Genomic DNA, 25,714 nt, shown 5'->3' with positions numbered 1-25,714 from the left:
CCGACCCAGGAGTGACCACACCATGACCACGACCGTTCGGCGCCCCCGCTGGGCGCTGCTGTCCCTCGCCGCCGTCGCCGTGCTGACCGGTGGGTGCGGCTCAGCTGCCGAGGACCCGGCGACCACGTCCGAGGAACCGGCGGCCACGTCCGAGGAGTCGGCGGCCGAGTTCGGCGGCGGTCCCGAGCGGGGCGGGCCCGATGGCGCTCTTCCCGGCGCGTTCGGCGTCGTGGCCGCCAACGACGGGACGACGCTGCAGGTCCAGGGCACTTCCGGCCAGGTGGCCGTGACGTGGACCGACGCGACGGCGATCACGTCGACGGTGGCCGGGTCGGTGGCGGACCTCGTGGCCGGGGCCTGCGTGCTCGTGCAGTCCGAGGGCGGTGCCCCGGAGATCGCGGAGGTGACCGCGACCAGCGTCGCCGTCACCCAGCCGGCCGAGGACGGCTCGTGCGACGCGTTCGGCGGCGGGTTCGGCGGCGGGTTCCCGGGCGGTGGTGGCGGCCGTCCGACGGCGCCGCCGGACGGCGCACCCACGGACCGTCCGTCCCGCGCGCCCGGTGGTGAGGGTGACCTCGCGTTCGGCGGGCGCACCTCCGGCGTGGTCACCGAGGTCTCCGGCGACATGTTCACGGTGGAGGTGACGATACCCGGGCGGGGCACGGAGACCGCCGAGCCGTCGCCCGGCCTCGTCACCGTGACCACATCGGCCGCCACCACGTGGACCACCGAGGCGGTCGCGGGGCCGGAGGCGCTGGTCGAGGGCAGCTGCGTGTTCGCGTCCGGCGAGGCCGACACGACCGGAGCCGTCACCGCGGCGTCGATCGCGGTCTCGCCCGCGGTCGACGGCGCCTGCCAGGGGCCGGGCGGTGTCCCCGGTGCCTGAGACGTTCGCGGTGCGCCGGCGGCCGCGGCGACGCCGGAAGCTGCGGCTGCTGGTCGCGGCCGGGCTGACGGTGCTGGTCGCGGGCGGGGCGGCCGGGGTATGGGCGGTGACGGTCGCCGGTGAGGAGCCGTCCTACCGGACCGTGGCGGCCGGGCTCGCGTCGGTCGCCGAGACGCTCGACGGCACCGGCACGGTCGCCGCGGCGTCGTCGGCCGCGGCCGGCTTCGGCGCGTCGGGCACCGTCGCGTCCGTCGATGTCGCCGCCGGTGATCCGGTGACGGTTGGACAGCAGCTGGCCGCGCTCGACACCACGGACCTCGCCGCCGACCTCGCCGACGCCGAGGCCGAGCTGGCCCAGGCCGAGGCCGCCCTCGAAGCGACGATCGACGGGCAGGCCGAGTCGGTGTCGGCGTCTTCGTCGTCGTCCCCGTCGTCTTCGGCGGCGACCGCCGTTGCGGCGGCGTACGTGCGGCCGGCCGGGGACGGGCCCGGGGCCGGCTCCGGCGGCTCTGGCGGAGCCGCCGAGCAGTTGCCCGAATTACAGCAGGCGGTGCTGGCGGCGCAGCAGGCCGCCGGCCAGAGCCTCGCCCAGGCCGCCGCGGCGCTCGAGGCACAGCAACAGGCCTGCGCGACGGCGATGTCGCCGGCCGCGCCGGCCTCGTTCACCGCGACCCCGTCGCCGTCGGAGACCCCGCCGCCCTCGGTGACACCGACGGACGCGCCGACGGAGACGCCGTCGCCGTCCGAGTCGCCGACGGAGACGCCGTCGCCGACGCCCGATCTCGCGCCCTGCCTGGCGGCGCTGCAGGCCGCACAGCAGGCGCAACAGCGGGCCGCGGCGGACCAGCAGTCGTTGCAGCAGGCGATCGCCGCGTTGGCCGACCTACTCGCGACCGCCGGCGTGCCGTCCGAACCGGAGGAGCCGAGCACGCCGTCGTCCCCGCCATCGTCCCCGGCGGAAGGGGAGCAGCAGGCGCCGTCGCCGTCGGACGAGCAGCAGGGGCCGGGCGGCACCGAGCTGTCCGATGCCGCCCAGCTGGCCGGCGATCAGGCGGCCGTGACGGAGGCCGAACTGCGCGTGCTGCAGGCCGAGCAGGCGCTGGCCGCCGCCACGATCGTCGCGCCGATCGCCGGCACCGTCGCGGCCGTCGGCCTCACCCCCGGGGCCACGGCCGACGCCGGCACGATCACCGTGGTCGCGCCCGGCGCGATCACCGTCACGGCCGGCGTCTCGGAGACCGACGTGCGCCGACTGCAGGTCGGGACCGCGGCCGAGGTCCGCCCGGCCGGCGCCGCCGAGACCGTGGACGGCGAGGTGGTGTCGATCGGCCTGATCCCCGACAGCTCGTCGGGCAGCCCCCGCTACCCCGTCGTCGTCGGCGTCGCGGAACCACCGGCCACCGCGGCGACGGGCTCCGCCGCCGAGGTCTCCTTCCTGCTCGGCGAGGCGGCCGAGGTGCTGACCGTGCCGAACTCGGCGATCACCCTGACCGCCGACGGCGGCACGGTCCGGGTCCTGGCCGGTGGCGAGGTCGAGGTCACCCCCGTCACCATCGGCGTCGTCGGCTCCGAGCGGACCGAGATCGTCGACGGCCTGACCGCCGGCGACCAGGTCGTCCTCGCCGACCTCGGCGCGGATCTGCCCAGCTCGGACTCCGCCCCCTTCGGCGGTGGGGGTGGCGCCTTCCTCGACGGCGGCGGCTTCGGTGGGGGCGGCTTCGGCGGCGTTCGTCCGCCCTCCTTCCGCGGGGTGCCAGCAGACCGAGCAGCGCGTGGATCTCCGCCACGTACGGCTGCCGCACCTCGGCGAGGTGTTCGCGCAGGGACGCGTCCCGGTGGTGGCTGAGGGCTTCGACGGCGGAACGGTCGGCACCCCGGGCGGGCGGCGGCGCCGGGGGCTGCGTCACCCGGGGCACGCAACCGCTGCCTGGCCGCAATGCAGCCGGACGGCCCGGAACCCGGGTGACCACCGGTAGCGTTGTCACCAGACAACGACGAAGGGAACCTCCCGTGACCTGTCCGAAGTGCAGCGGTCAGATGAAGACGTATGACCGTTTGGGCGTGCACGTCGAGCAGTGCGACAACTGCAAGGGCATCTTCCTCGACAAGGGCGAGCTGGAACAGATCGTCTCTGCCGAGGAGCAGTTCAACGCGCCGCCGCCACCGCTGGACTACGGCGGCCGGCAGGCCCCGCCGCCGCAGCAGCAGCCGTACCAGCAGCCCCGTCAGCAGCCGTACCGCGACAGCCCGGCCCCGTACGGCCGCGGCCGTGGCTACGACGACTCGCCCGGCCCGTACGGCTACGGCAAGAAGCGCAAGCGGAGCATCTTCGACCAGCTCTTCGACTGACCCGCACGCGTGAACCTGCTGATCTGCGAGCGCTGCGGCGAACGCGCCGACCGCCCGCAGGTCGAGCCGGAGGCGGTCATCCGGTGCGCCCACTGCGGCCACCGGTGGCCGTTCCTCCGCCTCCCGCTGCTCTGTGTCACGGGCCCCAGCGGCACCGGCAAGTCGACGATCCAGCGCCTCCTCGCGACCGAGCTGGCCGACCGGTTCGTCGTGCTCGAGCAGGACGTGCTGTGGGTCGCCGGGCTGCGTGACGACGCCGCGGAGCACCGGCCGTTCCGGTCGACGTGGCTGCGGATGGCGGCGATGATCCACCAGAGCCGCCGGCCGGTGGTGCTGTGCGGGACGGTGGTGCCGCCGGAGTTCGAGTCGCTGCCCGAACGGGCGCTGTTCGAGCGCATCGACTACCTGTGCCTCACCTGCGACGCCGATGTGCTCGCGGCGCGGCTGCGCAAGCGGCCCACGTGGCGGGGGTGGGACGAGCCGCGCATCGCCGAGACGCTCGAGTTCGGCGCCTGGATCGACGCCAACGCGGCCACCATGGACCCGCCGATGACGCTGCTCGACACCACGGGTGTGCCGGTCGACGAGACGGCGCGCGGCGTCCGCGCCTGGCTGGACGAACGGAGCGCCGGCCTCCCGGTTTCATGATCATGTGACCGGTGGCGGGCGCACGTCAGGCCTGGGCGGCGACGAGGCCCAGCTCCGACGCCAGCACCAGGTACATGCCGTGCGACCACAGCAGCGGCCGGGCGCTGGGCCCCCCACCGGCCGGTCCACTCGGCCAGCCGGTCCGGCGCCAGGAGCGGCGGCACCTGCTCCGGGAGTCGCCCGGAGTCGTCGGCGGTCGAGGCGATCCAGCGCAGCAGCTCCTCCGCCCGCTCCCTCGACCCGGCGACGGCGTGGTGCCAGCCGAGGAACGCGGCCAGGATCGGCCACTGCCCGCCGCCGTAGAAGGTGTCGCCGACGTAGCGGTGCACGCCGCCGCCCGGCGTCGACAGCTCCGACGTCACGCGCGCCACGGTCGCCCGGCCCACCGGACCGCCCGGCGCGACCAGCCCGAACGGCACCCCGGCCACCACCAGGCTCGCGTCGACCGCCGTCGACCCGAGCCACTTGCGCAGCGCGCCGTCGTGCACGCCCTCCCGTGCGACCAGCGTCGCGATCTCGTCCGCCGCCGCCGACGCCTGCTCCGGCAGCACGCCGAGCGCGGCGGCCGCCCGCAGCCCGCCGTACACCGATGCCAGCGTCGAGCCGTGCGTCCGGTCGCGGTGCTCCTCCCACCAGTCACGGCAGGTCCGTGCCCCGACGGCGACCAGGTAGCGCGCCGCGGTCTCGGCGGCCTCGGCGTACGGCGCGAGCGGCAGGTCCCAGCGAGACAGATGCGACCGCAGCGCCCACAGCCACGTCCCGTAGCCGTCGACCTGGTAGTTCCACCAGTCGTCGTCGTGCCGTTCGCCGGCCAGCGTGTACCGGGCCGGCAGCAGCTCGGAGTCCGCCGGTTGCGAGCCCGCCTCGACCCGCGCCACCAGGGACGCCACCGCCGGCGCCTCGCGCGTCAGTACCCGCGCGCACCACTCGTGGAAGGCGGTCGCCGACTCGACGGCGCGCGGCTCGGCCACCCCCGCCCGGCTCATCCCCTCCGCGACGAACGCTCCGTCGCGGAACCAGCAGAAGCCGTACGGCGCGAAGCCGACCGCCGCCGGGTACGCGCCGGACGGATCCTGGGCCGTGGCGATCAGCGCGACGCTGACCTCAGCGAGTCGTCGCAGGTCAGCGTCGTCGGCTACAGACAATGGGTTGACAGGCTCGGCCATGATGCCCGAATGTAGCCGATGTAACCGGTTTATGTAACCGGTACCAAAGGAGCGACGGAACGATGGAAGACGCGGAGCCGAAGAGCCCTCAGCGACGCCGCATGTCCGGCCGCGCCAGCGTGACGATCCGCGACGTGGCGCGGCACGCGGGCGTGTCCGTGGCGACGGTCTCGCGTGCGCTTCGTGGCAGCGACCTCGTCCACCCGTCCACCCGCGAGCGCGTCGACGCCGCCATCGAGGAACTGCGGTTCACGCCCAGCCAGCTCGGCCGGTCGCTGGCAGAACGGCGCCACGCCGCCAACGGCATCGTCTTCCCCGACCTCTCCGGCCCGTTCTACGCCGAGGTCGTGCTGGGCTATGAGGAGGTCGCCGCGACGCTGGGCCGCTCGGTGCTGATCCTCAGTACGCAGAACCGCGAGTCCGCCGACGAGATGGTGCTCGACCTCGCCGGCCGGGTCGACGGGCTGGCGGTGTTCGGGCGGACGGTGCACGACGACGTCGTCGCCGAGGTCGTCCAGCGCGGCGTGCCGGTGGTGCTGATGGCGCGCACCGAGATCCAGGGGGCCGACTCCGTCCGCACCGAGAACGTCGACGCCGCGACGTCCGTGGTCGAGCACCTGCTCGCGCACGGGCACCGGCGCATGGCTTTCCTCGGCGATCCGAGCGACTCCACCGACGTCGCCGAGCGCTGGGCGGGGTTCCGCGGCGCTCTTGCGCAGGCCGGCGCGGAGGTCCCGGAGCGGACCATCCGGGCCGGGTTCAAGGAGGACGACGGCGCCCGCGTCGCCGCCGGACTCGTCGCCGACGGCCTGCCCGACGTGGTCGTCTGCGCCAACGACGAACTGGCGCTCGGCCTCACCGTAGCGCTGGCCGAGCAGGGGATTCAGGTACCGGGGGATGTCGCCGTCACAGGGTGGGACGACGTCATGGCGGCGCGCTACGCCGGGCTGACGACGGTCCGTCAGCCGATGCGCGAGATGGGGGCCCGGGCGGCCCGGCTGCTGGACGCCCGGATCAGCGGAGACCGTTCCGAACCACGTCACGACGTCCTGACCACCCAGCTCGTGGTCCGCCGCAGTTGCGGGCCGCACCCGAAGGAGGCTCATCGATGAGTCGACGACCCATCATCACCGCGACCGCCCTGGCCGCGGCGACCGCTCTGGCGCTCAGCGCCTGCGGCCGCGACGACGACGCGGGGTCCGGCGACGGCAACGCGGCGCCGTCCGCCGACCTCACCGACGGCCCGGCCACCGGCACCATCGAGGTCTGGGCCATGGGCACCGAGGGCGAGCTGCTCGGTGACTTCCTGGCCGACTTCGAGGACGCCAACCCCGACGTGACGGTAGAGGTGACCCCGGTGCCGTGGGAGGGCGCGCACGACCGCATCGCCACCGCCATCGCCGCCGGCGAGACCCCCGACGTGAGCCTCATCGGCACCACCTGGATGGGTGAGTTCGCCGCCACCGGCGGCCTCGAGGCGACCCCGACCGACGTGTTCGCCGAGGACGACTTCTTCCCCGGTCCGTGGGCGTCCACCGTCGTCGACGGCACGTCCTACGGCGTCCCCTGGTACGTCGAGACCCGGGCGCTGTTCTACCGCACCGACCTCGCCGACGCGGCCGGCCTCGAGCCGCCGGCCAGCTGGGACGACCTCAAGGCGTTCGCTCAGGGCCTGCAGCAGGCCGGCGCCCAGCAGGGCATCTACCTGCAGCCCGGCCAGGGCGGCTCGTGGCAGACGTTCATGCCGTTCGCCTGGCAGAACGGCGCCACGCTCACCGACGGCGACGCGTACACGCTGGACAGCCCGGAGATGACCGAGGCGCTCGAGTACTACATGTCCTACTTCTCCGAGGGCCTGTCGCAGGACACCGTCCTGCAGCCGGGCGCCCTGGAGCAGCTGTTCGCCGACGGCAGTATCGGCGCGTTCGTCTCCGGGCCGTGGCACATCGGCCTGGTCCGCGACGCCGGTGCGGCGGACGCCTTCGACGTCGTCCCGCTGCCCGGCAAGGACGAGGCGCCCGGCACGTCGTTCGTCGGCGGCGGCAACCTGGCCGTCTTCACCGACTCCGACAACAAGGACGGCGCCTGGAAGCTCATCGAGTACCTCACCGAGTCCGCGGTGCAGCAGAGCTGGTACGAGACCGCCACCGGCCTGCCGTCGCGCCCCGACGCCTGGGAGGACGGCCCGCTGACGGAGGACCCGCTGGTCGCGGTCTTCGGCGAGCAGCTCGAGCAGACCGAGGCGCCGCCGGCGGTCCCGACCTGGGAGCAGGTCGCCACGGTCATCGACGGCAACGTCGAGGCGGCCGTGCGTGGCACCATTCCCGCCGCCGACGCCGTCGCCGACATGCAGTCGCAGGCCTCGTCCATCGGGACCGGACTGCAGTAGCCCATGACCACCGCCACCACGGCTCCGGCGAGCCGACCGACCCCCGCGGGCGGCTCGCCGGGCGGCCGGCGCCGGACCCTGCTGCAACGGCGGCAGACCCGCACCGCCTGGCTGCTCGCGCTGCCCTTCCTGCTGTTGTTCGCGGCGTTCACCGCCGGTCCGGTGTTCGCGTCGCTGCTCATGAGCTTCACCGACATGCGCAGCACCGACGTGCGCACGCCGTTCGCCGTCGACCTCGCCGCGTTCGACAACTACATGGCGCTGTTCCAGGACGCGCTGTTCCGCAAGGTCGCGGTCAACACGGCGATCTTCGTCCTGGTCGGCGTGCCGCTGACGATGGTGCTCGCGCTCGCGGCGGCGGTCGGCCTGAACAACATCACCCGGCTGCGGGCGTTCTTCCGGCTCGGCTACTACCTGCCGGTCGTGACCAGCATCGTCGCCGTGTCCGTCGTGTGGCGGTTCCTGCTGCAGCCGGACACCGGGCCGGTCAACCAGCTGCTCGGCGCCGTCGGCATCGGCGGGCCGGACTGGCTGGGCGATCCGGCGCTGGCGCTGCCGTCGCTCATCGTGATGGCCGCGTGGCGCAACCTGGGCACGCTGATGGTGATCTTCCTGGCCGGGCTGCAGACGGTGCCGCGCGAGCTGCTGGAGGCGGCCGAGGTCGACGGCGCCGGCCGCTGGCAGCGGTTCCGGCACGTGACGCTGCCGTTGCTGCGCCCGACGCTGCTGTTCGGTGCCGTCATCACCGGCATCGGCTACCTGCAGTTCTTCGAGGAGCCGTTCGTGATGACCAACGGCGGCCCGCTCAACGCGACGCGGTCGGTGTCGTTCTACATCTACGACCAGTTCAGCTTCGGCAACTACGGGTACGCCGCGGCGGCCAGTTACGTGCTGTTCCTGGCCATCGTGGTGCTGACGGCGATCCAGTTCCGCGTCCTGCGGCCGAAGGCGTGAGGAGGCGACGATGACCACGCACACCCCGCTGCCGGCCGCCGCCGACGACGACGTGCGGCCCGACGCCACGGAGCAGGGCCAGGACGGCGGCACGCGCCGCTCGTCGTCGCGCTGGCTCTACGTGGTGCTGGGCGTCGGCCTGCTGGCGATGGCGCTGCCGTTCGTCTGGATGGTGCTGTCGTCGGTGAAGCCGGAGGCCGAGGTCCGGTCGATCCCGCCGACCTGGCTCCCGGAGACGTACACGCTGGAGAACTACCGCGAGCTGTTCGACCGGCTGCGCTTCCCGACCTACTTCCTCAACTCCGCCATCGTCGCGGTCGTGGTGACGGCCGGGAACCTGGTGTTCGGCTCGATGCTCGGCTACGCGCTGGCGAAGCTGGACTTCCGCGGGAAGCGGGTGGTGTTCGCACTGGTGCTCGGCACGCTGATGGTGCCCGGCATGGTCACCTTCGTGCCGCTGTTCGTGCTGGTCAGCAACATGGGCCTGACGAACACGTTCCCCGGGCTGATCCTGCCGTACCTGGTCGGCCCGCTGGGCGTGTTCCTCATGCGGCAGTACTTCCTCGGGTTGCCGGACGAGCTGATCCAGGCCGCGCGGGTCGACGGCGCCGGCGAGCTGCGCATCTTCTGGAGCGTCATGCTGCCGCTGACCGGGCCGGCGCTCGCGACGCTGGGCATCCTGACGTTCCTCAGCTCGTGGAACAACTTCCTCTGGCCGCTGGTCGTGGCCCAGACGGAGGACATGTACACCCTGCCGGTCGCGCTCGCGCTGTACTCCGTCGGCCAGAACGCCACGCAGTACGGCCTGCTGCTGGCCGGCGCCGTCGTCGTGGTCGTGCCGGTGATCGTGTTGTTCCTCGCGGTCCAGCGCTACTTCGTCCAAGGCATCGCGATGACCGGTATCAAGTGATCCACGTGGGAGGAAAGACGCGTGAGCAGTGAGATCGACGCCCGCACCGACTTCGAGACCAGGCTCGGCCGGGCCAGCGGGGAGGCGGGCGGCGCCGGTGTGTCGCTGCCGGCTCCCGGCGGCCTGACGGCGAGACCCGGGCGGGCGCAGGTCACGCTGTCGTGGGAGCCGGTCGACGGCGCGGCGGGGTACCTGGTGCACGTGGCGGAGTCGGCGGACGGTCCCTTCGAGCCGCTGGACCACCAGGGCCGCGACGTGCTCGCCGTTCCGCACGGCCCGTACGCCGACACCACCGGCACCCCGGGCGTCGAGCGCTGGTACGCCGTCGCCGCCGTCGCGTCCGTCGAGCACGTCGGCCCGCTGAGCTCCCGGGTCTCAGCGGTCTCGCTCGGCGACTCGGGTACGGCGGACGGCGAGCCGGTCGCCGTCGTCGTCGACGCCGCGTCCGACGCGGGCGAGCTGGACCGGCCGTGGACGCCGATGATCGGCAGCGAGCACCTGTCGCACGCGCTGTCCACCGACCACACCGGCGGGCGCGAGATCGGCGCCGAGCTGCGGGCCGCGTTGAAGGCGGCGCACGACGAACTCGGCGTCGAGACCGTGCGGGCGCACGGCATCCTCTGCGACGACCTCGGCGTCTACCGCGAGGTCGACGGCGTGCCGGTGTACGACTTCACCGGCGTCGACCGCGTCTACGACCTCGTGCTCGAGCTGGGGCTGCGGCCGGTCGTCGAGATCTCGTTCATGCCGCGCGACCTCGCCTCCGACCCGTCGGCGACCGTGTTCCAGTACGGGGCCATCATCTCGCCGCCGAAGGACTGGGACCGCTGGTACGACCTGGTCCGGGCGTTCGTCGCGCACCTCGTCGACCGGTACGGGCTGGAGGAGGTCCGGGACCGGTGGGCGTTCGAGGTGTGGAACGAGGCCAACCTGGAGGTGTTCTGGTCCGGCACTCCCGAGGAGTTCTTCCGGCTGCACGACGTCGCCGCGCGCGCCGTCAAGGACGTCGACGAGGGCCTGCGCGTCGGCGGTCCCGCGTCGGCGGCGGCCGGCTGGATCGACCAGCTGCTCGCCGCCACGAAGGAGCCGCTGGACTTCGTCTCGACGCACACCTACGGCTCGCCGCCGCTGGACCTGCGGCCGGTGCTGGCACGGCACGGCCGGGCCGGCACGCCGATCTGGTGGACCGAGTGGGGTGTCACCCCGACCCACTTCAACGAGGTCAGCGAGTCGGTGTTCGCGGCGGTGTTCCTGCTGCGCGGCATGCGCTCGTCGATGGGCCGGCTGGAGGCGCTGGCGTACTGGGTGGTGTCGGACCACTTCGAGGAGCTGGGCCGGCCGCCGGCGCTCCTCCACGGCGGGTTCGGGCTGCGCACGGTCGGTGAGCTGCGCAAACCACGGTGGTGGGCGCTGCGGCTGCTGTCCATGCTGCCATCGCGGCGGCTCGCGGTGACGGCGTCGGGCGACGGCGCCGACTCGCTGGTCGAGTCGCTGGCCGCGTCGGACCCGTCGACCGGACGGGCCGCCGCGCTGGTGTGGAACGGGACGCTGGACCAGTCCAAGGCGGCCGGCTCCGACGAGCTGGGCCGCCGGGTCGCGCTGCGGTTCACCGGCCTGCCCGACGGCGACTACGAGCTGCGCCACCACCGCGTCGACGACGACCACTCGTGCGTCCCCGCGCTGTGGCGGCGCGTCGGCGGCGGCGCGGCCTGGCCGACCGACGCGCAGTGGGCCGAGCTGCGTGCCGCGGACCGGCTCGACCAGCTCCACCCGCCTCACACCGTCACCGCGACGGGCGGAGTGGTGGAGGTCGCGTTCGACCTCCCCAACCCGGCGATGTCGCTGGTCGAGCTGGTCCCGTCCGAGCACTGACCGGCTCGGGGTGCTTCTTCGCTCGCGCGGCGAGCACCTCACTCGCGTCAGGGCCGGATAAGCCCCCGGATCGCCGTCGGGTCCGGCGCCCCGGCGGGTGAGGTGCATCCGTGGCGGGTGAGGCGCTAGTCCACGCAGAGGCAGAACGGGTGCCCCGCGGGGTCGAGGAACACCCGGAACGACGTGCCGGGCTGGTGCTCGTGCTTGGTCGCGCCGAGTTCGAGCACCGCCGCCTCGGCGACGTCGAGGTCGTCGACGACCACGTCGAGGTGCATCTGCTGAGGCACGGTCTGGCCCGGCCACTGAGGCGGCGTGTAGTCGTCGACCTGCTGGAAACAGATGCACTGGCCGTAGTCGGCGCGGATCTCGGCCCAGTCGGGGGACGTGGTGACCTTCCAGTCCAGCAGCGTGCCGTAGAAGGTGGCGAGGGCGCCCGCGTCGGGGCAGTCGATCACGAGACTCGGGAAGCGTGCGATAGCCATGGGGGCACTGTAGGAGCGGTTCCGGACGATCCACGTCCGGAACTCCGCGGCGCTCCGACAACCGAGCGCCGCGACAGCCGAGCTGAGAGACGGTGGACGACATCGGCGACACCCGCCGCGCTCCTGGAGGCTGGTCCGGCCCGTCGCGACCGGTTCGGGTGCTTGGTCCGGGTAGGCTGCGGTCGTACGAGCGTGCAGCGCCGCCGTCGTCACTGCGCCCACGTACGAGACGACAGCGACACACCGCAGGAGACGATACGTGGCCACGATCGAAGCAATCGGAGCACGCGAGATCCTCGACTCCCGGGGCAACCCGACGGTCGAGGTCGAGGTGGCTCTCGACGACAGCACCATCGCCCGTGCCGCCGTTCCGTCCGGCGCCTCCACCGGCGCGTTCGAGGCGGTCGAGCTGCGCGACGGCGACCCCGCCCGCTACCTCGGCAAGGGCGTCGACAAGGCCGTCACGGCCATCATGGACGAGATCGCACCGGAACTGCTCGGCTTCGAAGCCAGCGACCAGCGACTCATCGACCAGGCGCTGATCGACCTGGACGGCACCCCCAACAAGGGCAAGCTCGGCGCCAACGCCATCCTCGGGGTGTCGCTGGCGGTCGCGAAGGCCGCCGCCGAGTCCGCCGAGCTGCCATTGTTCAAGTACCTGGGCGGGCCCAACGCGCACCTGCTGCCGGTGCCGATGATGAACATCCTCAACGGTGGCGCGCATGCCGACAGCAACGTCGACATCCAGGAGTTCATGATCGCGCCGATCGGCGCCGAGACCTACCGCGAGGCCCTGCGCTGGGGCGTCGAGGTCTACCACACGCTCAAGGGCGTGCTGAAGGAGCGCGGCCTGTCGACGGGGCTGGGCGACGAGGGCGGCTTCGCGCCGAACCTGCCGAGCAACCGCGACGCGCTCGACATCATCGTCACCGCCATCGAGAAGGCCGGCTTCACGCCGGGCTCGCAGGTGGCGCTGGCCCTCGATGTCGCGTCGACGGAGTTCTACGACGACGGCAAGTACTCCTTCGAGGGCAAGAGCATCTCGGCCGCGGAGCTGACGAAGTACTACGAAGAGCTCGCCGCCGCGTACCCGCTGGTCTCCATCGAGGACCCGCTGTCCGAGGACGACTGGTCCGGCTGGGCGGCGCTCACCGACGTGCTCGGCAGCAAGCTGCAGATCGTCGGCGACGACCTGTTCGTCACCAACCCCGAGCGGCTCGAGCGCGGCATCAAGGACCACTCCGCCAACTCACTGCTGGTCAAGGTCAACCAGATCGGCTCGCTGACCGAGACGTTCGACGCCGTCTCGCTGGCCCAGCGGTCCGGGTTCACCTGCATGATCAGCCACCGGTCCGGCGAGACCGAGGACACCACCATCGCCGACCTCGCCGTCGCCACCAACGCCGGCCAGATCAAGACCGGCGCCCCGGCCCGGTCCGAGCGGGTCGCGAAGTACAACCAGCTGCTGCGCATCGAGGAGGAGCTCGACGACGCCGCCCGCTACGCCGGCGCGTCGGCCTTCCCGCGGTTCGAGGCGTAGGAGCCGCAGGTGCCCACGTCGCGCCGTTCGCCCAGCGCCCGCCCCGCGGCGGGCGCTGGCACGGCGCGACGGCCCAGCGCGGGCCGGGCCGGCCGGCCGTCGGCCCGCGCTCCCAAGGGCGGCACCGCGGCGGCGCGGCCGCGCACCGCGGTCGACGCCGGCGACGGTCCGCCGCCTTCGCCACCACCACGCCGGCCGCAGGCCAAGCCCAGCGGCCGTCCGTCGGTCACCGGCCGGGCCGCCGTGCTCGCGCTGGTGCTGGCGGTGTTGCTGGTGTCGTACGCCTACCCGCTGCGGGCCTGGTTCGACCAGCACCGCGAACGGGTCGAGCTGCAGCGCGAGCAGGACGACCTCAGCGCCTCCGTCGAGCAGCTGGAGCAGGAGCTGCGGCTGTGGGAAGACCCCGCCTACGTGGCCGCCCAGGCCCGCCAGCGGCTCGGGTTCGTGCTGCCCGGCGAGCAGAGCTACATCGTGCTGCCCGGTCCCGGCGCGCAGGACGACACCACCGCCGCCCAGGCCGACGGGCTGCCGCCGGCCGGTCAGGGCGCCTGGTACGAACGGCTCTGGGCGTCGGTGACGTTCGCCGACAGCCCGCCGCCCGAGCAGCCGGCCGACGACGGGGACGACGCAGCCGAGTGACCGCCACCCCGCCCGCCCCCACCGACCTCGACACCGTCACCCAGCAGCTGGGGCGCCCGGTCCGCGGCGTCCGGGCCGTCGCCGCACGGTGCGCCGGCGGACACCCGTCCGTCGTCGAGACCGAGCCGCGGCTGCCCGACGGCACGCCGTTCCCGACGCTCTACTACCTGACCTGCCCGCGAGCCGTCGCCGCGACGTCGACACTGGAGTCCGTCGGCCTCATGCGCGAGTGGACCGACGAGCTGGCCGGCGACCCCGAGCTGACCGCCGCCTACCGCGCCGCGCACGAGTCGTACCTGGCTCGCCGTGAGGGGATCGGCCACGTCGCCGAGATCGCCGGCGTCACGGCGGGCGGCATGCCCGACCGCGTCAAGTGCCTGCACGTCCTCGTCGCACACAGCCTCGCCGCCGGCCCGGGCGTCAACCCGTTCGGCGACCGCGCGCTGGAGTCGATGAAGGACACGTGGACTCCGGCGACCTGCGACTGGAGCCCCGCATGACCCGCGTCGCCGCCATCGACTGCGGCACCAACTCCATCCGGCTCCTCGTCACCGACCTCGACCCGGCGGGCGACACCCAGCACGACCTCGACCGCCGGCTGCGCATCGTCCGGCTCGGCAAGGACGTCGACCGCACCGGCGTGCTCGCCACCGAGGCGCTGTCGCGCACGTTCGAGGCACTGAGCGAGTACGCCGCCGTCATCGAGGAGCTCGGCGCCGACCACGTCCGCATGGTCGCCACCAGCGCCACCCGCGACGCCGCCAACCGCGACGAGTTCGTCGCCGGCGTCGTCAGTGTGCTCGGAGTCGAGCCGGAGGTCGTGTCCGGCGCGGCCGAGGCCGGGCTCTCGTTCGTCGGCGCCGTGCGCGGGCTGCCCGCCGACGGCGGCGCGCCGTACCTCGTCGTCGACATCGGTGGCGGCTCTACGGAGTTGGCGCTCGGCACCGGCGGCGTCACCGCCGCCCGCAGCGTCGACGTCGGCTGCGTCAGGTTGACGGAGCGGCGGTTCCCGTCCGACCCGCCCACGCCCGATCAGGTCGCCGCGGCCCGGGCCGACATCGAGGCCGCGCTCGACGAGGCGGCCGGCGTCGTGCCCATCGGCGACGCGCGGACCCTGATCGGGCTGGCCGGTTCGGTCACCACCGTCGCCGCGATCCACCTGGGACTGGCCGAGTACGACTCCGCTGCCATCCACCACAGCCGCATCCCGGCCGATCAGGTCCGGGCGATCAGCGACCACCTGCTGACGCTGACCCAGGCCGAGCGGCTGGCCATCGGCCCGATGCACCCCGGCCGGGCCGACGTCATCGGCGCCGGCGCGCTGGTGCTGCGTTGCGTGGTCGACCGTGCGGGTGTCGACGAGGTCCTGGTCAGCGAGCACGACATCCTCGACGGCATCGCCTGGAGCGTCGTCTCCGGCTGAGCCGAGCCCGGCCGGCCGCCGCGAAAACCGGTTGGCCCGCGTCGCCGCCGTTGTCACCGTCTGCCCATGGTCTGCGAGCAGTCCGACACGCCCTGGGCGTCCTAGCGACCCCGCCCCAGCCCTGCCGGTGAACACCGTGCAGGGCTGCCTCAGCGTGTCCTGCTCGTTCCACCTCGAGGACTCCCCGTGCGTGCCGTCACCCATGGCTGCCGTCCCACACCCGCGTCGCTCGAAGGCGTGGGCCCTGGGGTCGAGCCCGAGGTCGGTCGCGACCCGCCCCGTCCGGCGGATCCGACCCACCGGCTCAGACCAGACCCAGAGGAGACCCAGGTCCAGTTCCTTGTTCCGCAGGAAGTCCCGCTCGAACGTCCGGCACCACCGGGCGCAGTGGCGCAGGGCCATCGCCGTGCCGCGGCTGGTGAGCTGCCCGAACCCGGCCTGCGGCGAGCTCACGCCGGCGCACACGGCCTGCCCGTCCTGCGGCCGGTACCGCGGGCGGCCTCAGGGCAGCGCGGCGATCGCCGTCTCCCACGACCGCAGGTAGTCGGCGAACCCGGCGGCGAACCGGTCCAGCTCCGCCTCCGCGGGCTCCGACAGCGCCGTCAGCTCGTAGGTGACTGTGACGTCGCTGCCGCCGGCGCCGTCGGGTCGCAGCTCGACCCGCACGGTGCCCGCTCGCGATCCGGGCGTCACCCGGGCGTACGAGATGCTCCGGCCGGGGTCGCGGTGCAGCACGATCCAGCTGGTGCGTGCGCCGCGCGCCTCGGTCTCGAAGACGATGCCGGGCGCGGCGTCGTCGTCCGTGGGGACCGGGAACCGTGGCTCCCAGCCGGGCGCCCAGACGACCTCGCCGCGCGGCGTGAACAGCGCGAACGCATCGGCCGGCGGCAGGGCGACGTGCAGGCCGCCGGACAGGTGATGCCGCGCACCGGTCATGCGGTGAACCGTAGCAGCGCCGGTCTTCAACTGCCGTTCAGCTCATCGCCCTGTGCCGGTTCACGGCATACCCTGACGATTCGGACGTGACACGGTCATCGACTCCACGAGAGAAAGGCCTTCACATGTCCGCAGCACTGAGCCGGCGCACACTCATCGCGGGTGCCTCCGCGGCGGGTCTCGCCCTGACCGTCCCGCCCACCGCCACCGCCGCCGAGCCCACCGCGTACGCCGCGTTCCGCCTGGTCCGCACCCGCCCGGACACCCCCGGCGTCCCGGAGATCACGCTGCCGGCCGGCTACGCGATCCTGGCCGGCGAGCGCTACTCCGTCGCCAGCCGGGCGGAGTACTACACGTTCGTCGTCGGGCCCCGCGACGACGACGGCGTGGAGATCTCGGTGCGCTGGCCGGGCGTCGCCGTCGCGGCCGTCGTGCACCAGGACACCCGCCTGGCGGTGCGCCCCGACCCCGCCGACAGTGACCGGTTCACGTTCACGCTCCCGGTGCGGCTGACGTCCGCCGACGCGAACCAGCCGACGCTGCAGGTGTGGAGCATCCCGGAGAACGTGCCCGGGATGAACTGGCGGATCGAGCACAACGACCCGGACCGCGTCGCCGGGCCGTGGACGACGGTGCCGTGGCCGGCCGGCCAGGTCCGCTCGGTCGTGCACCAGTTGGTCGCCGCCAACTACATCTGCCACGCGTCGGGCCTGGTCGCGACAGCGGCGGCGAAGGGGCACCGGTGGGTGCTGATGGGCTTCGAGACCAACAACACGCTGCACGCCGACAACCCGCCGCACTGGCACATCTCCTACAACTCCGGCCCGGACTTCAGCGCCAAGACGCACAACCCGCACCTGTGGCTGGACCGCGAGGGCCGCAACTATTACAACGGCATGGACGTCACCGGGCTGGGCCGGCTGCGCTACTACGTCGGTGAGCCGGCCCCGCTGTACGACTTCATCGGGACGGCGAACGGCGGCCGCGGCAACCTCACCTGCACGATGACGCTGCGCGGGGACGGCGGCATCGACATCGCCGCGCCCACCGGGCCGACGTACGCCATCGCCGCCGGCCGCGACGGCACGCTGCTCGACGAGGTCACGGTGCTGCGCGACGGCTCGCCGTGGCTGCGGGTCGCCACGATCGACCGGGTCCGCCTCGGCGTCACCGCGATCGAGGTCACCGGCCTGGCCGATCCGGCCGACAGCGAGTCCCGGGTGCTGCGCTACGACCGCCTCACCGGCACCCTCGCCCCGTGATCATGGGGGCGGGGCCCGGCAGAATGGGCGGGTGCTGCTCCCACACCCGCTCACCGGCGACCCGTTCCCCAGCCCCGTCCCGCCGGGGACCGGGTGGCCCGGCGACGTCGCCACCGCTGACACCCCGGTGGCGGCGTCGGCCGACGATGTCGCCCGGCTGGCGGCCGGCGCGTCGCTGACCGAGGTGGTCGCGCGGTCCTCGGTGTGCCGGGCCTGCCCGCGGCTCGTGACCTGGCGCGAGGACGTCGCCAGGGAGAAGCGCAAGTCGTTCGCGGACCAGCCGTACTGGGGCCGGCCGACGCCGGGCTGGGGCGACCCGCGGCCGCGGGTGCTGGTGTTCGGACTGGCGCCGGCGGCCAACGGCGGCAACCGCACCGGGCGGGTGTTCACCGGCGACCGCAGCGGCGACTGGCTCTACGCCGCCCTGCACCGTGCCGGGCTGGCCAACCAGCCGACGGCGACGCACTCGGGCGACGGCCTGGAGCTGATCGGCGCGCGCATCGTCGCCGCCGTCCGCTGCGCGCCGCCGGACAACAAGCCGACGCCGGGGGAGCGCGACGCCTGCGCGCCGTGGCTGGACCGCGAGGTCGAGCTGGTGCTGCCGACGGTGCGTGCGGCGGTCGCGCTGGGGTCGTTCGCGTGGGCCGCCGCACTGCGGACGCTCGGCCGGGCCGGGCTGACGGTGCCCCGGCCGCGGCCGGCGTTCGGACACGGCGCCGAGGTGACGCTGTACCCGTCGGACGGGTCGGCGGCGACCACGCCGGTGCGGCTGATCGGCAGCTACCACCCGAGCCAGCAGAACACCTTCACCGGCAGGCTCACCGAGCCGATGCTCGACGACGTGTTCGGCCGGGCAGCGGCCGCGCGCTGACGTCAGCCCGGGACGGTGCCGCTCTCGATCTCACGGACCTCGACGCCGCAGCCCTCTCGTACGACCGGGTTCCGCCCGGCGATCGCGACGGCCGCGTCGAAGTCGGGTGCCTGGACGACGTAGATGCCCGCGACGATCTCCTTCGTCTCCAGGAACGGGCCGTCGGTGACGCCGCCGGCGCGCACCGTTCGCGCGCCGGGCTGCAGCGCGTACGCCGCGACGATCGTGCCGTCCGCCGCCAGCTCGTCGGCGTGCTGGTCGTGCGCGGCGCGGTCGGCGGCGTCGTCTGCCTGGACGGGCGGGTGGATCAGGATCAGATAGTGCGACATGAGGAGTCCCTTCTCGTGTGCTGTCACCCGATCCGTCACACGACGGCCGGCGAAATCGACAGATGCCGTGAAAGATCTCCTGGCCGCCGCCCAGCCGGGAGGTCGGCTGTGCTGCTGGGCTGGGCTCGCCTGGTGGGAGGTCCGCTGTGCCGCCGGGCTGGGCTCGCCTGATGGGAGGTCGGCTGGGCCGCTGGTCCGTGGGTAGTCCCCGCCCGGTTGGGAGGGTCTCCCACCCTAAGGGCGGGCGCCGACAGCACCGGCAGCTTCGGCCGCCCAGCTGCGCTCACTCCCTGGCGGCGCCGGCCGTCCGGGCCGCGACGTCCACCGCGCCAGACGGGACGCCGTCCGGCAGCTCCAGTCCCAGCTGTTCGCGCAGCGCCGCCCGGCCGACGTCGGTGAGTCGCAGCGCGCGGGACCGCCGCGACCGCACCACCCAGCCGGCATCGACGGCGTGGGAGCAGAGCGCCGCCCCTGTGGCACCGCCGAGGTGCGGCCGGCGCTCGGTCCAGTCCAGGCAGGACCGCACCAGCGGACGCCGCGCCGCCGGTGGCCAGCCCTCGACCAAGGCGGCCAGCCAGCGGTCGCCGTCGTCGGTGAGGGTGAGGCCGCGTTCCCACGAGAGCAGGCCGCGCGCCGTCATCGCGTCCGTCACCGCGACGCCGAGCGTGCCGGCGAGGTGGTCGTAGCAGGTGCGGGCGACGGCCAGCGCGCGTTGACGATGCGCGGTCGTCAGCGAGCGCACCGGCGAGGCGGCGCCGGGCGAGGCTGCGCCGGGCGAGGCGGCACCGGGTGGGGCGGCCGCCGCCAAGTGCTCGACCAGTTCGGCAGCGTCGTCGGACAGTCGCAGGTAGCGGTGCCGGCCCTGCCGCACCTCGGCGAGCAGGCCGCCGGACACCAGCAGGTTGAGCTGCTCGGTGGCCGTCGACCGCGCCACTCGGGCGGTCGAGGCCAGTTCGGCGGCGGTCCACGCCCGGCCGTCCATCAGCGCCAGGCAGAACGTCGCGCGGGTACGGTCGGCGAGGAGCCCGGCCAGGCCGGCCAGGGCCGTTCCCGCCGTTGCCGTGTCGGTCATGCCCACCATCATCGCCCCGGGACGGTTCGGCCGGCGCCGAACCGTCACGCACCTAGCGTCGGCAGGCGTGGAACACGTGACGATCGCCCCCAGCATCCTGTACGTCGGCACGCCGGTGGCGCTGCTGGCGACCGAGAACCCGGACGGCACGGCCAACCTGGCGCCGATGTCGTCGGCCTGGGCGCTCGGCCAGGTCGTGGTGCTCGGGCTGGGCCCGGAGGGGCAGACGGCGGCCAACCTCGCCGCCCGGCCGGACCTCACGATCAACTTCCCGGCGCCGGACCAATGGCGCGCGGTCGAGCGGCTGGCCCCGCTCACCGGCCGCGATCCGGTACCCGCGAGCAAGCCGCGGTTCCGGTACGAGCCGGAGAAGTACGCCGCCGCCGGCCTCAGTCCCGCGCCGGCCGATCTCGTCGGCCCGCCGGTGGTGGCCGAGTGCCCGTTGCAGCTGGAGGCGAGGGCCGTGGTGGTCCGGCACGACGCGGCGGAGGAGTTCGTCATCGTCGAGGCCCGGGTGCTGCGCGTGCATGCCGATCCGGACATCGTCGTGCCGGGCACGCAGCACGTCGACCCGGCCCGGTGGAGCCCGTTGATCTACAACTTCCGGCATTATTTCGGCCTCGGCGAGGAGCGAGGACACAGCTTCCGGTCCGAGACGCCGACGATGTGGCCGAGCGCACCGTCAAAGGGCTTGTGAACGCATTCACAAGCCCCTACTCTTGGAGACATGAACGGGAGAGTCGGACGCACCGGAACCCCGCACATCCTCATCGTCGGCGGCGGGTACGTCGGCATGTACACCGCGCTCGGTCTGCAGCGCTCTCTCAAGCGCAGCCAGGCGCGCATCACCGTCATCGACCCGCGCTCGTACATGACCTATCAGCCGTTCCTGCCCGAGGCGGCGGCCGGGTCCCTGGAGCCGCGGCACGTCGTCGTGCCCCTCCGGCGGGTGCTGAAGCGCAGCAACGTCATCACCGGCGAGGTCACCGCCATCAGCCACGCCGCCAAGACGGTCACCGTGAAGCCGGAGATCGGCGAGGAGTACGACCTGGGCTACGACATCCTCGTCGTCGCGCTCGGGTCCATCTCGCGCACGCTGCCGATCCCCGGTCTCGCCGAGGTGGGCATCGGCTTCAAGCAGATCGAAGAGGCCATCGCACTGCGCAACCACGTCCTCGACCGCCTCGACGTCGCGGCGTCCACCACCGATCCGGAGCTGCGCAAGCGAGCGCTGACGTTCGTGTTCGTCGGCGGCGGGTTCGCCGGCGTCGAGGCGCTCGGCGAGCTGGAGGACATGGCGCGCTACGCGCTGCGTTACTACCCGCAGCTGAAGCCCAGTGACATGCGCTGGGTGCTGGTCGAGGCGGCCGGGCGCATCCTGCCCGAGGTCGGTCCCGAGATGGGCGAGTACACCGTCGTCGAGCTGAGCAAGCGCGACATCGAGATCCGTCTCGAGACGCTGCTGGAGTCGTGCGTCGACGGCCACGTCGTGCTGTCCAAGGGCCGGCCGTTCGACGCCGACACCATCGTGTGGACCGCGGGCGTCAAGGCCAACCCCGTCCTCGCGAACACCGACCTGCCCCTCGACGAGAAGGGCCGGCTGCGCTGCCTGCCGGAGATGCGCGTCGACGGCATCGAGGACGCCTGGGCGGCCGGCGACAACGCCGCCATCCCGGACCTCACCGCCGGGCAGCCGGGCATCTACACGGCGCCCAACGCCCAGCACGCGGTGCGGCAGGCGAAGTTGCTGGCGAAGAACATCGTCGCCACGCTCGAGGGCCAGGTGCCGAAGCCGTACAAGCACAAGTACATCGGCTCGGTCGCCAGCCTCGGCCTGTACAAGGGTGTCGCGCACACCTACGGCATCAAGGTGCGCGGCTTCGCGGCCTGGTTCATGCACCGCACTTACCACATGAGCAAGATGCCGACGTTCAACCGTAAGGCCCGCGTGGTCGTCGACTGGACCCTGGCGCTGCTGTTCAAGCGCGAGGTCGTCACGCTCGGCCGCATGCGGATGCCACGCGAGGACTTCCGCCGTGCCGCGCAGCCGGTCGAGCCGCGGGCCTCCAGGCCCGGGCCGTCGGCCGGCGAGCGTCCGTCGGAGACCGCCACCACGGCGGGCGGCCGGCTGCCGCGCGGCTGAGCCACCGCGCGGACGCCCCGCCCGCCGTGGGCAGCCCCGGCCGAAAGGCGTGGCAGCGACTCTCTCGTCTCGCTAGCGTGGCGGGAGGGTACGGACGGGGAGGTCGCCATGTCCACTGGGGGAGCGGCGGGACGCATCGCAGGACTACTCGAGCGGCTGCTCGGACGGCCGCTGCCGCTGGGCATCCGCACCTGGGACGGCGCGCACGCCGGTCCGACGGACGGCCCCGTGCTGGTCATCCGGTCCCGCCGCGCGCTGCGCCGGCTGCTGTGGCAACCCGACGAGATCGGCCTCGCCCGTGGCTGGGTGGCCGGTGAGCTCGACGTCGAGGGCGACCTCGACGACGCCCTGACCAGGCTTGACGACGCCCTGCGCGAGCTGGGCGACCGCGGCCGGTTCACCGCCGCCGACCGCGCCGAGGTCATCCGGCTGGCCGTCGTGCTCGGCGCCGTCGGCCCGCCGCTGAAGCCGCCGCCCGAGGAGGTCGTACTCGCCGGCGACCGCCACTCCAAGGGCCGCGACCAGGCCGCCATCAGCCACCACTACGACGTCGGCAACGACTTCTACGAGCTGGTGCTCGGCCCGTCCATGGTCTATTCGTGCGCCTACTGGACCGGCGACGACGCCACGCTCGAGGACGCCCAGCGGGCCAAGAACGAGCTGATCTGCCAGAAGCTCGGGTTGCGGTCCGGCATGCGGCTGCTCGACGTCGGCTCCGGCTGGGGATCGCTCGCGCTGCACGCCGCCGAGCAGCACGGCGTCGAGGCCGTCGGCGTGACGCTGTCCGTGCCGCAGGCCGAGTACGCGAAGCAGCGGGTGGCCGACGCCGGGCTGGCCGACGCCGTCGAGATCCGCGTGCAGGACTGGCGCGACGTCGCCGACGGCCCGTACGACGCCGTCGCCAGCGTCGGCATGGCCGAGCACCTGGGGTCGGCCAGGTGGCCGGAGTACGCCGCCCGCCTGTACGGCCTGCTGCGGCCCGGCGGCCGGTTGCTCAACCACCAGATCGTGCGGTCCGGGCGGCCGCGCGCGGGTGGGCTGGCCCGCCCGCGGCGCACGTTCATCGACGCCTACGTGTTTCCCGACGGCGAGCTGATCCCGGTCGGCGACGTCGTGAACGGGCTGGAGGCGGGCGGGTTCGAGGTGCGCGACGTGCAGGCGCTGCGCGAGCACTACGCGCGGACGCTGCGCGCGTGGGTCGTCAACCTGGAACGCGGCTGGCATCGCGCCGTCGACCTCGCCGGTGAGGGGCGGGCCCGGGTCTGGCGCCTCTACATGGCGGCGTCGGCCGTCTCGTTCTACGCCGCCCGCATCGGGGTCGACCAGGTGCTGGCCGTTCGCCCACATGGCGACGGCCGAAGTGACCTGCCCATGGTGCGTCCGGTTGGATGGAGCCTGTGAGCCTCATCGCCGTCACCGTCATCGGACACGACCGCCCCGGTATCATCGCCGACGCCACCGCCGGCCTCGCCGCCCTCGGCCTGAACCTCGAAGACTCCACCATGACCCTCCTGCGTGGTCACTTCGCCATGATGCTGATCTGCTCCGGCGACCGGTCGCCGGCGGACGTCCAGGAGGCGCTGGCCCCGCTGACCGCCGACGGGCGGCTCAAGGTGTCCGCCGCCGCCGTGCCCGACGAGGACGGCTCCGGCGACCGCTCGCGGCGCCCGTACGTGCTGACGGTGCACGGCGGCGACCGCCCCGGCATCGTGTCCGCCGTCACCGGCGTGCTGGCCGCTGCCGGCGGCAACATCACCGACCTCACGACCCGGCTCACCGGCACCCTCTACGTCGCCGTCGCCGAGGTCGACCTGCCCGCCGACGCCGACGCCGACGCCGTCGGCATGTCGTTGCGCGACGCCGGCGCCGAGCTGGGCGTGGGCGTCACGCTGCGGCCGCAGGAGACCGACGTCCTGTGAGCATCGCCGACTGGACCGAGGCCGACCTCGGGGTGCCCGGCCGCGTCCTGACCGTCGTCCGCGCCCCCGAGCCGGTCCTGGCCGCGCCGTCGCCGCCGGCCGACCCCGCCGACCCCGCGATCGTGCAGCTCGCCGCCGACCTCGTCGCGACGATGCGCGTCTCGCCCGGCTGCGTCGGCCTGGCCGCCTGTCAGGTCGGCGTCGCCGCCCACCTCTTCGCCGTCGACGTCAGCCAGCACCCGAAGACCCGCACCGCCCACGGCACGTTCGTGCTCTGCAACGCCGAGGTGGTCGAGGCGACGCGCAAGGAGAAGGGCCGCGAGGGCTGCATGTCCGTCCCCGACCTCACCGGCGACGTCAAGCGCGCCACCCGGCTGACGGTCCGCGGACAGCTGCCCGGCAGCGGCGAGGAGTTAGTCGTCGAGACCGACGCGTTCGAGGCCAGGGCGCTGCAGCACGAGATCGACCACTGTGCGGGCTTCCTGTTCCTCGACCGCGTGGCCGGCGCTCACGCCGTCTTCCCGCGGCAGACCTACCTGTAGCCGGCGCCGGCCGCCCACGCCCGGTCATACGTGATCCGATCGTGTCCGGAATGGGAGGTTTCGCCAGGAGACAGGCGACCTGCCGGGCGCGATACTGAGGGCGGCCCCCGTAGCCCAATCGGCAGAGGCATCAGCCTTAAAAGCTGAACAGTGTCGGTTCGAGTCCGACCGGGGGCACGCGTATCACGGACGCTTCGGGTCGCCGGTCGTCTCGCGGAGGGCCGATGCGCCCGTCGTGACGATCGAGGCGAACGCGGCGCCGAGGGAGTCGGCCACCGACGACGGCTCGTCGAGGTAGCCGGTCACCATCGCGCCGTCCCGGAGGATCATCAGCTGCCTCGCCGTGGAGTCGACGTCAGCCACGTCGGCCTCCGCGGCGATGCCGGCGAACTCGTCGAGCATCCAGCGGCGGTGCGCGTCGACGGCGCCCCGGACCGGGTCGTCGGGATCGGGGAACTCCGCCGCCGCGTTGATGAACGCGCAGCCCCGGAATCCCGGCCGGCAGCTCGCGGAGCCGATGCCGGCGGCGAGTGCGCGCAGCGACCCCACGGGGTCGCCCTTGCGGCGCACGCTCTGCATCCATGCCCGCTCGGCGGCCGCCTGCTCCTCCAGGTAGGCGACCACGAGCTCGCTCTTGGTGCGGAAGTGGCGGTAGAAGGTGACCTTCGTGATGCCGACCTGCTCGATGATGCGGTCGGCGCTCGTGGCGCGGATGCCGTGTGCGTAGAACAGCTCGTTCGCGGCGGTGAGGATGCGCCCTCTGGTGGCAGACCTCGACGGGGTGCGCATCGCCGGTTCGGTGGTGTCGGCGTGCATGTCGTGCTCCCCTCCTGGCCGAGGCCGATTGCGCCGGCGCTGTGAACAGTCTAGAGTCGGCCATGTAGACGTACTAGTAACTCTACATCCCGACAAGCAAGGAGGACCTGATGCCCGCACCCCTGTACACCGCCATCGCGACCTCGACGGGCGACGGCCGGGCCGGAGGCCGCGCGGTGACCGACGACGGCCTGCTCGACGTGACGCTCGCCGTCCCGAAGGACATGGGCGGCCCGGGCGGGGCGACCAACCCGGAGCAGCTGTTCGCGGCGGGCTGGTCGTCGTGCTTCCACTCGGCCCTCAAGCTCGTGGCTTCGCGGCGCAAGGTGTCGTTGGTGGACTCCGCCGTCGTCGCCGAGGTCTCGATCGTCCCGGCCGCGGCCGGCGGCTACGCGCTGACCGCCGCGCTGCGCGTGCACGTCGGCGCGGGGATCGCCCCGGAGGTCGCCGAGAGCCTCGCCGCCGCGGCGCATGAGGTGTGCCCCTACTCGGTCGCCACTCGCGGCAACGTGCCCGTCACCGTCACCACCACCGTCGCCCAGCCCGTCACCCACCCCCACGAATGA

The 25,714-nt window shown here is 73.4% G+C and carries 27 protein-coding genes, 1 tRNA gene and 1 pseudogene; 23 read left to right on the top strand and 6 right to left on the bottom strand.

Annotated features, from left to right (window positions below; all coding sequences use genetic code 11):
- The first annotated feature begins 22 nt into the window (after nt 1-22).
- The 4 genes from DZA62_RS16650 to DZA62_RS37605 all read left to right on the top strand — a co-directional run bounded on the left by DZA62_RS16650 (nt 23) and on the right by DZA62_RS37605 (nt 3,883).
- Nucleotides 23-886 carry a hypothetical protein gene (locus DZA62_RS16650; RefSeq protein ID WP_116950029.1) on the top strand — a complete coding sequence of 288 codons (864 nt, stop codon included), beginning with the start codon at nt 23-25 and terminating at the stop codon, nt 884-886.
- Nucleotides 879-2,732 (top strand): efflux RND transporter periplasmic adaptor subunit, encoded by a 1,854-nt coding sequence (locus tag DZA62_RS16645; RefSeq protein ID WP_198663856.1) that lies wholly within the window; start codon nt 879-881, stop codon nt 2,730-2,732. Before DZA62_RS16650 ends, DZA62_RS16645 begins: the two co-directional genes overlap by 8 nt.
- A 116-nt stretch (nt 2,733-2,848) precedes the next feature.
- Nucleotides 2,849-3,235: a TFIIB-type zinc ribbon-containing protein gene (locus DZA62_RS16640; protein WP_332871885.1), complete on the top strand. Its 387-nt coding sequence runs from the start codon at nt 2,849-2,851 to the stop codon at nt 3,233-3,235.
- A gap of 9 nt (nt 3,236-3,244) precedes the next feature.
- On the top strand, nt 3,245-3,883 hold the full coding sequence (locus DZA62_RS37605; protein WP_116950026.1) for an AAA family ATPase: 639 nt from the start codon (nt 3,245-3,247) through the stop codon (nt 3,881-3,883).
- 599 nt (nt 3,884-4,482) lie between these two features.
- Here the strand turns inward: DZA62_RS37605 and DZA62_RS37600 are convergent.
- Nucleotides 4,483-5,049: pseudogene (locus DZA62_RS37600) on the bottom strand (glycoside hydrolase family 15 protein); the annotation flags it as partial.
- 62 nt (nt 5,050-5,111) lie between these two features.
- On the opposite strand from DZA62_RS37600, the gene DZA62_RS16625 reads away from it, so the two are divergent.
- The 5 genes from DZA62_RS16625 to DZA62_RS16605 all read left to right on the top strand — a co-directional run bounded on the left by DZA62_RS16625 (nt 5,112) and on the right by DZA62_RS16605 (nt 11,174).
- On the top strand, nt 5,112-6,161 hold the full coding sequence (locus tag DZA62_RS16625) for a LacI family DNA-binding transcriptional regulator (protein WP_198663854.1): 1,050 nt from the start codon (nt 5,112-5,114) through the stop codon (nt 6,159-6,161).
- A complete protein-coding gene (locus tag DZA62_RS16620) occupies nt 6,158-7,438 on the top strand; it encodes a sugar ABC transporter substrate-binding protein (RefSeq protein ID WP_116950024.1) in 1,281 nt (426 codons plus the stop codon). The genes DZA62_RS16625 and DZA62_RS16620 overlap by 4 nt, the downstream gene beginning before the upstream one ends.
- Before the next feature lie 3 nt (nt 7,439-7,441).
- Nucleotides 7,442-8,392, top strand: coding sequence for a carbohydrate ABC transporter permease (locus tag DZA62_RS16615; protein ID WP_116950023.1), 951 nt, complete (start codon nt 7,442-7,444; stop codon nt 8,390-8,392).
- 148 nt (nt 8,393-8,540) lie between these two features.
- Nucleotides 8,541-9,302, top strand: a complete 762-nt coding sequence (locus tag DZA62_RS16610; RefSeq protein ID WP_408618992.1) for a carbohydrate ABC transporter permease — start codon at nt 8,541-8,543, stop codon at nt 9,300-9,302.
- 21 nt (nt 9,303-9,323) lie between these two features.
- Nucleotides 9,324-11,174, top strand: coding sequence for a GH39 family glycosyl hydrolase (locus tag DZA62_RS16605; protein ID WP_116950021.1), 1,851 nt, complete (start codon nt 9,324-9,326; stop codon nt 11,172-11,174).
- A gap of 125 nt (nt 11,175-11,299) precedes the next feature.
- Here DZA62_RS16605 and DZA62_RS16600 read toward each other — a convergent pair whose 3' ends face one another.
- A complete protein-coding gene (locus DZA62_RS16600; RefSeq protein WP_116950020.1) occupies nt 11,300-11,656 on the bottom strand; it encodes a VOC family protein in 357 nt (118 codons plus the stop codon).
- Between the two features lie 259 nt (nt 11,657-11,915).
- Here DZA62_RS16600 and eno point away from each other — a divergent pair, with 259 nt between their 5' ends.
- From eno to rpmF, 5 genes are all read left to right on the top strand, one after another.
- Nucleotides 11,916-13,196 (top strand): phosphopyruvate hydratase, encoded by a 1,281-nt coding sequence (gene eno / locus DZA62_RS16595; protein WP_116950019.1) that lies wholly within the window; start codon nt 11,916-11,918, stop codon nt 13,194-13,196.
- 9 nt (nt 13,197-13,205) lie between these two features.
- Nucleotides 13,206-13,835, top strand: a complete 630-nt coding sequence (locus DZA62_RS16590) for an FtsB family cell division protein (protein ID WP_116950018.1) — start codon at nt 13,206-13,208, stop codon at nt 13,833-13,835.
- Nucleotides 13,832-14,335, top strand: coding sequence for a DUF501 domain-containing protein (locus DZA62_RS16585; RefSeq protein ID WP_116950017.1), 504 nt, complete (start codon nt 13,832-13,834; stop codon nt 14,333-14,335). Before DZA62_RS16590 ends, DZA62_RS16585 begins: the two co-directional genes overlap by 4 nt.
- Nucleotides 14,332-15,258: a Ppx/GppA phosphatase family protein gene (locus DZA62_RS16580; RefSeq protein ID WP_116950134.1), complete on the top strand. Its 927-nt coding sequence runs from the start codon at nt 14,332-14,334 to the stop codon at nt 15,256-15,258. The genes DZA62_RS16585 and DZA62_RS16580 overlap by 4 nt, the downstream gene beginning before the upstream one ends.
- 202 nt (nt 15,259-15,460) lie before the next feature.
- Entirely contained in the window at nt 15,461-15,802 is a 342-nt protein-coding gene (gene rpmF, locus DZA62_RS37595) for a 50S ribosomal protein L32 (RefSeq protein WP_116950133.1), read from the top strand.
- Here rpmF and DZA62_RS16570 read toward each other — a convergent pair.
- Nucleotides 15,760-16,194 carry an SRPBCC family protein gene (locus DZA62_RS16570; RefSeq protein WP_116950016.1) on the bottom strand — a complete coding sequence of 145 codons (435 nt, stop codon included), beginning with the start codon at nt 16,192-16,194 and terminating at the stop codon, nt 15,760-15,762. The genes rpmF and DZA62_RS16570 overlap by 43 nt on opposite strands.
- 125 nt (nt 16,195-16,319) lie before the next feature.
- Here DZA62_RS16570 and DZA62_RS16565 point away from each other — a divergent pair, with 125 nt between their 5' ends.
- The gene (locus DZA62_RS16565; RefSeq protein WP_116950015.1) at nt 16,320-17,456 is read left to right on the top strand and encodes a hypothetical protein; all 1,137 of its coding nucleotides are present in this window, start codon (nt 16,320-16,322) and stop codon (nt 17,454-17,456) included.
- A 31-nt stretch (nt 17,457-17,487) separates the two neighbouring features.
- Entirely contained in the window at nt 17,488-18,327 is an 840-nt protein-coding gene (locus tag DZA62_RS16560; RefSeq protein WP_116950014.1) for a uracil-DNA glycosylase, read from the top strand.
- Between the two features lie 2 nt (nt 18,328-18,329).
- Here DZA62_RS16560 and DZA62_RS16555 read toward each other — a convergent pair whose 3' ends face one another.
- Nucleotides 18,330-18,656 (bottom strand): YciI family protein, encoded by a 327-nt coding sequence (locus DZA62_RS16555; protein WP_116950013.1) that lies wholly within the window; start codon nt 18,654-18,656, stop codon nt 18,330-18,332.
- Nucleotides 18,657-18,939: 283 nt separating this feature from the next.
- Entirely contained in the window at nt 18,940-19,737 is a 798-nt protein-coding gene (locus DZA62_RS16550; RefSeq protein ID WP_198663869.1) for a winged helix-turn-helix domain-containing protein, read from the bottom strand.
- A 58-nt stretch (nt 19,738-19,795) separates the two neighbouring features.
- On the opposite strand from DZA62_RS16550, the gene DZA62_RS16545 reads away from it, so the two are divergent.
- From DZA62_RS16545 to DZA62_RS16520, 6 genes are all read left to right on the top strand, one after another.
- Entirely contained in the window at nt 19,796-20,425 is a 630-nt protein-coding gene (locus DZA62_RS16545; protein ID WP_198663853.1) for a flavin reductase family protein, read from the top strand.
- A 30-nt stretch (nt 20,426-20,455) separates the two neighbouring features.
- The gene (locus DZA62_RS16540) at nt 20,456-21,871 is read left to right on the top strand and encodes an NAD(P)/FAD-dependent oxidoreductase (RefSeq protein ID WP_116950011.1); all 1,416 of its coding nucleotides are present in this window, start codon (nt 20,456-20,458) and stop codon (nt 21,869-21,871) included.
- Between the two features lie 108 nt (nt 21,872-21,979).
- Nucleotides 21,980-23,272: an SAM-dependent methyltransferase gene (locus tag DZA62_RS16535; RefSeq protein ID WP_116950010.1), complete on the top strand. Its 1,293-nt coding sequence runs from the start codon at nt 21,980-21,982 to the stop codon at nt 23,270-23,272.
- The gene (locus DZA62_RS16530) at nt 23,269-23,790 is read left to right on the top strand and encodes a glycine cleavage system protein R (RefSeq protein WP_116950009.1); all 522 of its coding nucleotides are present in this window, start codon (nt 23,269-23,271) and stop codon (nt 23,788-23,790) included. The genes DZA62_RS16535 and DZA62_RS16530 overlap by 4 nt, the downstream gene beginning before the upstream one ends.
- Nucleotides 23,787-24,332 (top strand): peptide deformylase, encoded by a 546-nt coding sequence (locus tag DZA62_RS16525; protein ID WP_116950008.1) that lies wholly within the window; start codon nt 23,787-23,789, stop codon nt 24,330-24,332. The genes DZA62_RS16530 and DZA62_RS16525 overlap by 4 nt, the downstream gene beginning before the upstream one ends.
- Nucleotides 24,333-24,435: 103 nt before the next feature.
- Nucleotides 24,436-24,509 (top strand) — tRNA-Leu (locus DZA62_RS16520).
- A 6-nt stretch (nt 24,510-24,515) separates the two neighbouring features.
- On the opposite strand, the gene DZA62_RS16515 is transcribed toward DZA62_RS16520, so the two are convergent.
- Nucleotides 24,516-25,148, bottom strand: coding sequence for a TetR/AcrR family transcriptional regulator (locus DZA62_RS16515; RefSeq protein ID WP_116950007.1), 633 nt, complete (start codon nt 25,146-25,148; stop codon nt 24,516-24,518).
- Nucleotides 25,149-25,258: 110 nt separating this feature from the next.
- Between DZA62_RS16515 and DZA62_RS16510 the strand changes: the two genes are divergently transcribed.
- Nucleotides 25,259-25,714 carry an organic hydroperoxide resistance protein gene (locus tag DZA62_RS16510; RefSeq protein WP_116950006.1) on the top strand — a complete coding sequence of 152 codons (456 nt, stop codon included), beginning with the start codon at nt 25,259-25,261 and terminating at the stop codon, nt 25,712-25,714.

The sequence above is a fragment of the Jiangella endophytica genome (genome assembly GCF_003427025.1).
Lineage (GTDB): Bacteria > Actinomycetota > Actinomycetes > Jiangellales > Jiangellaceae > Jiangella > Jiangella endophytica.
This window is presented reverse-complemented; position numbering and strand designations above follow the sequence as displayed.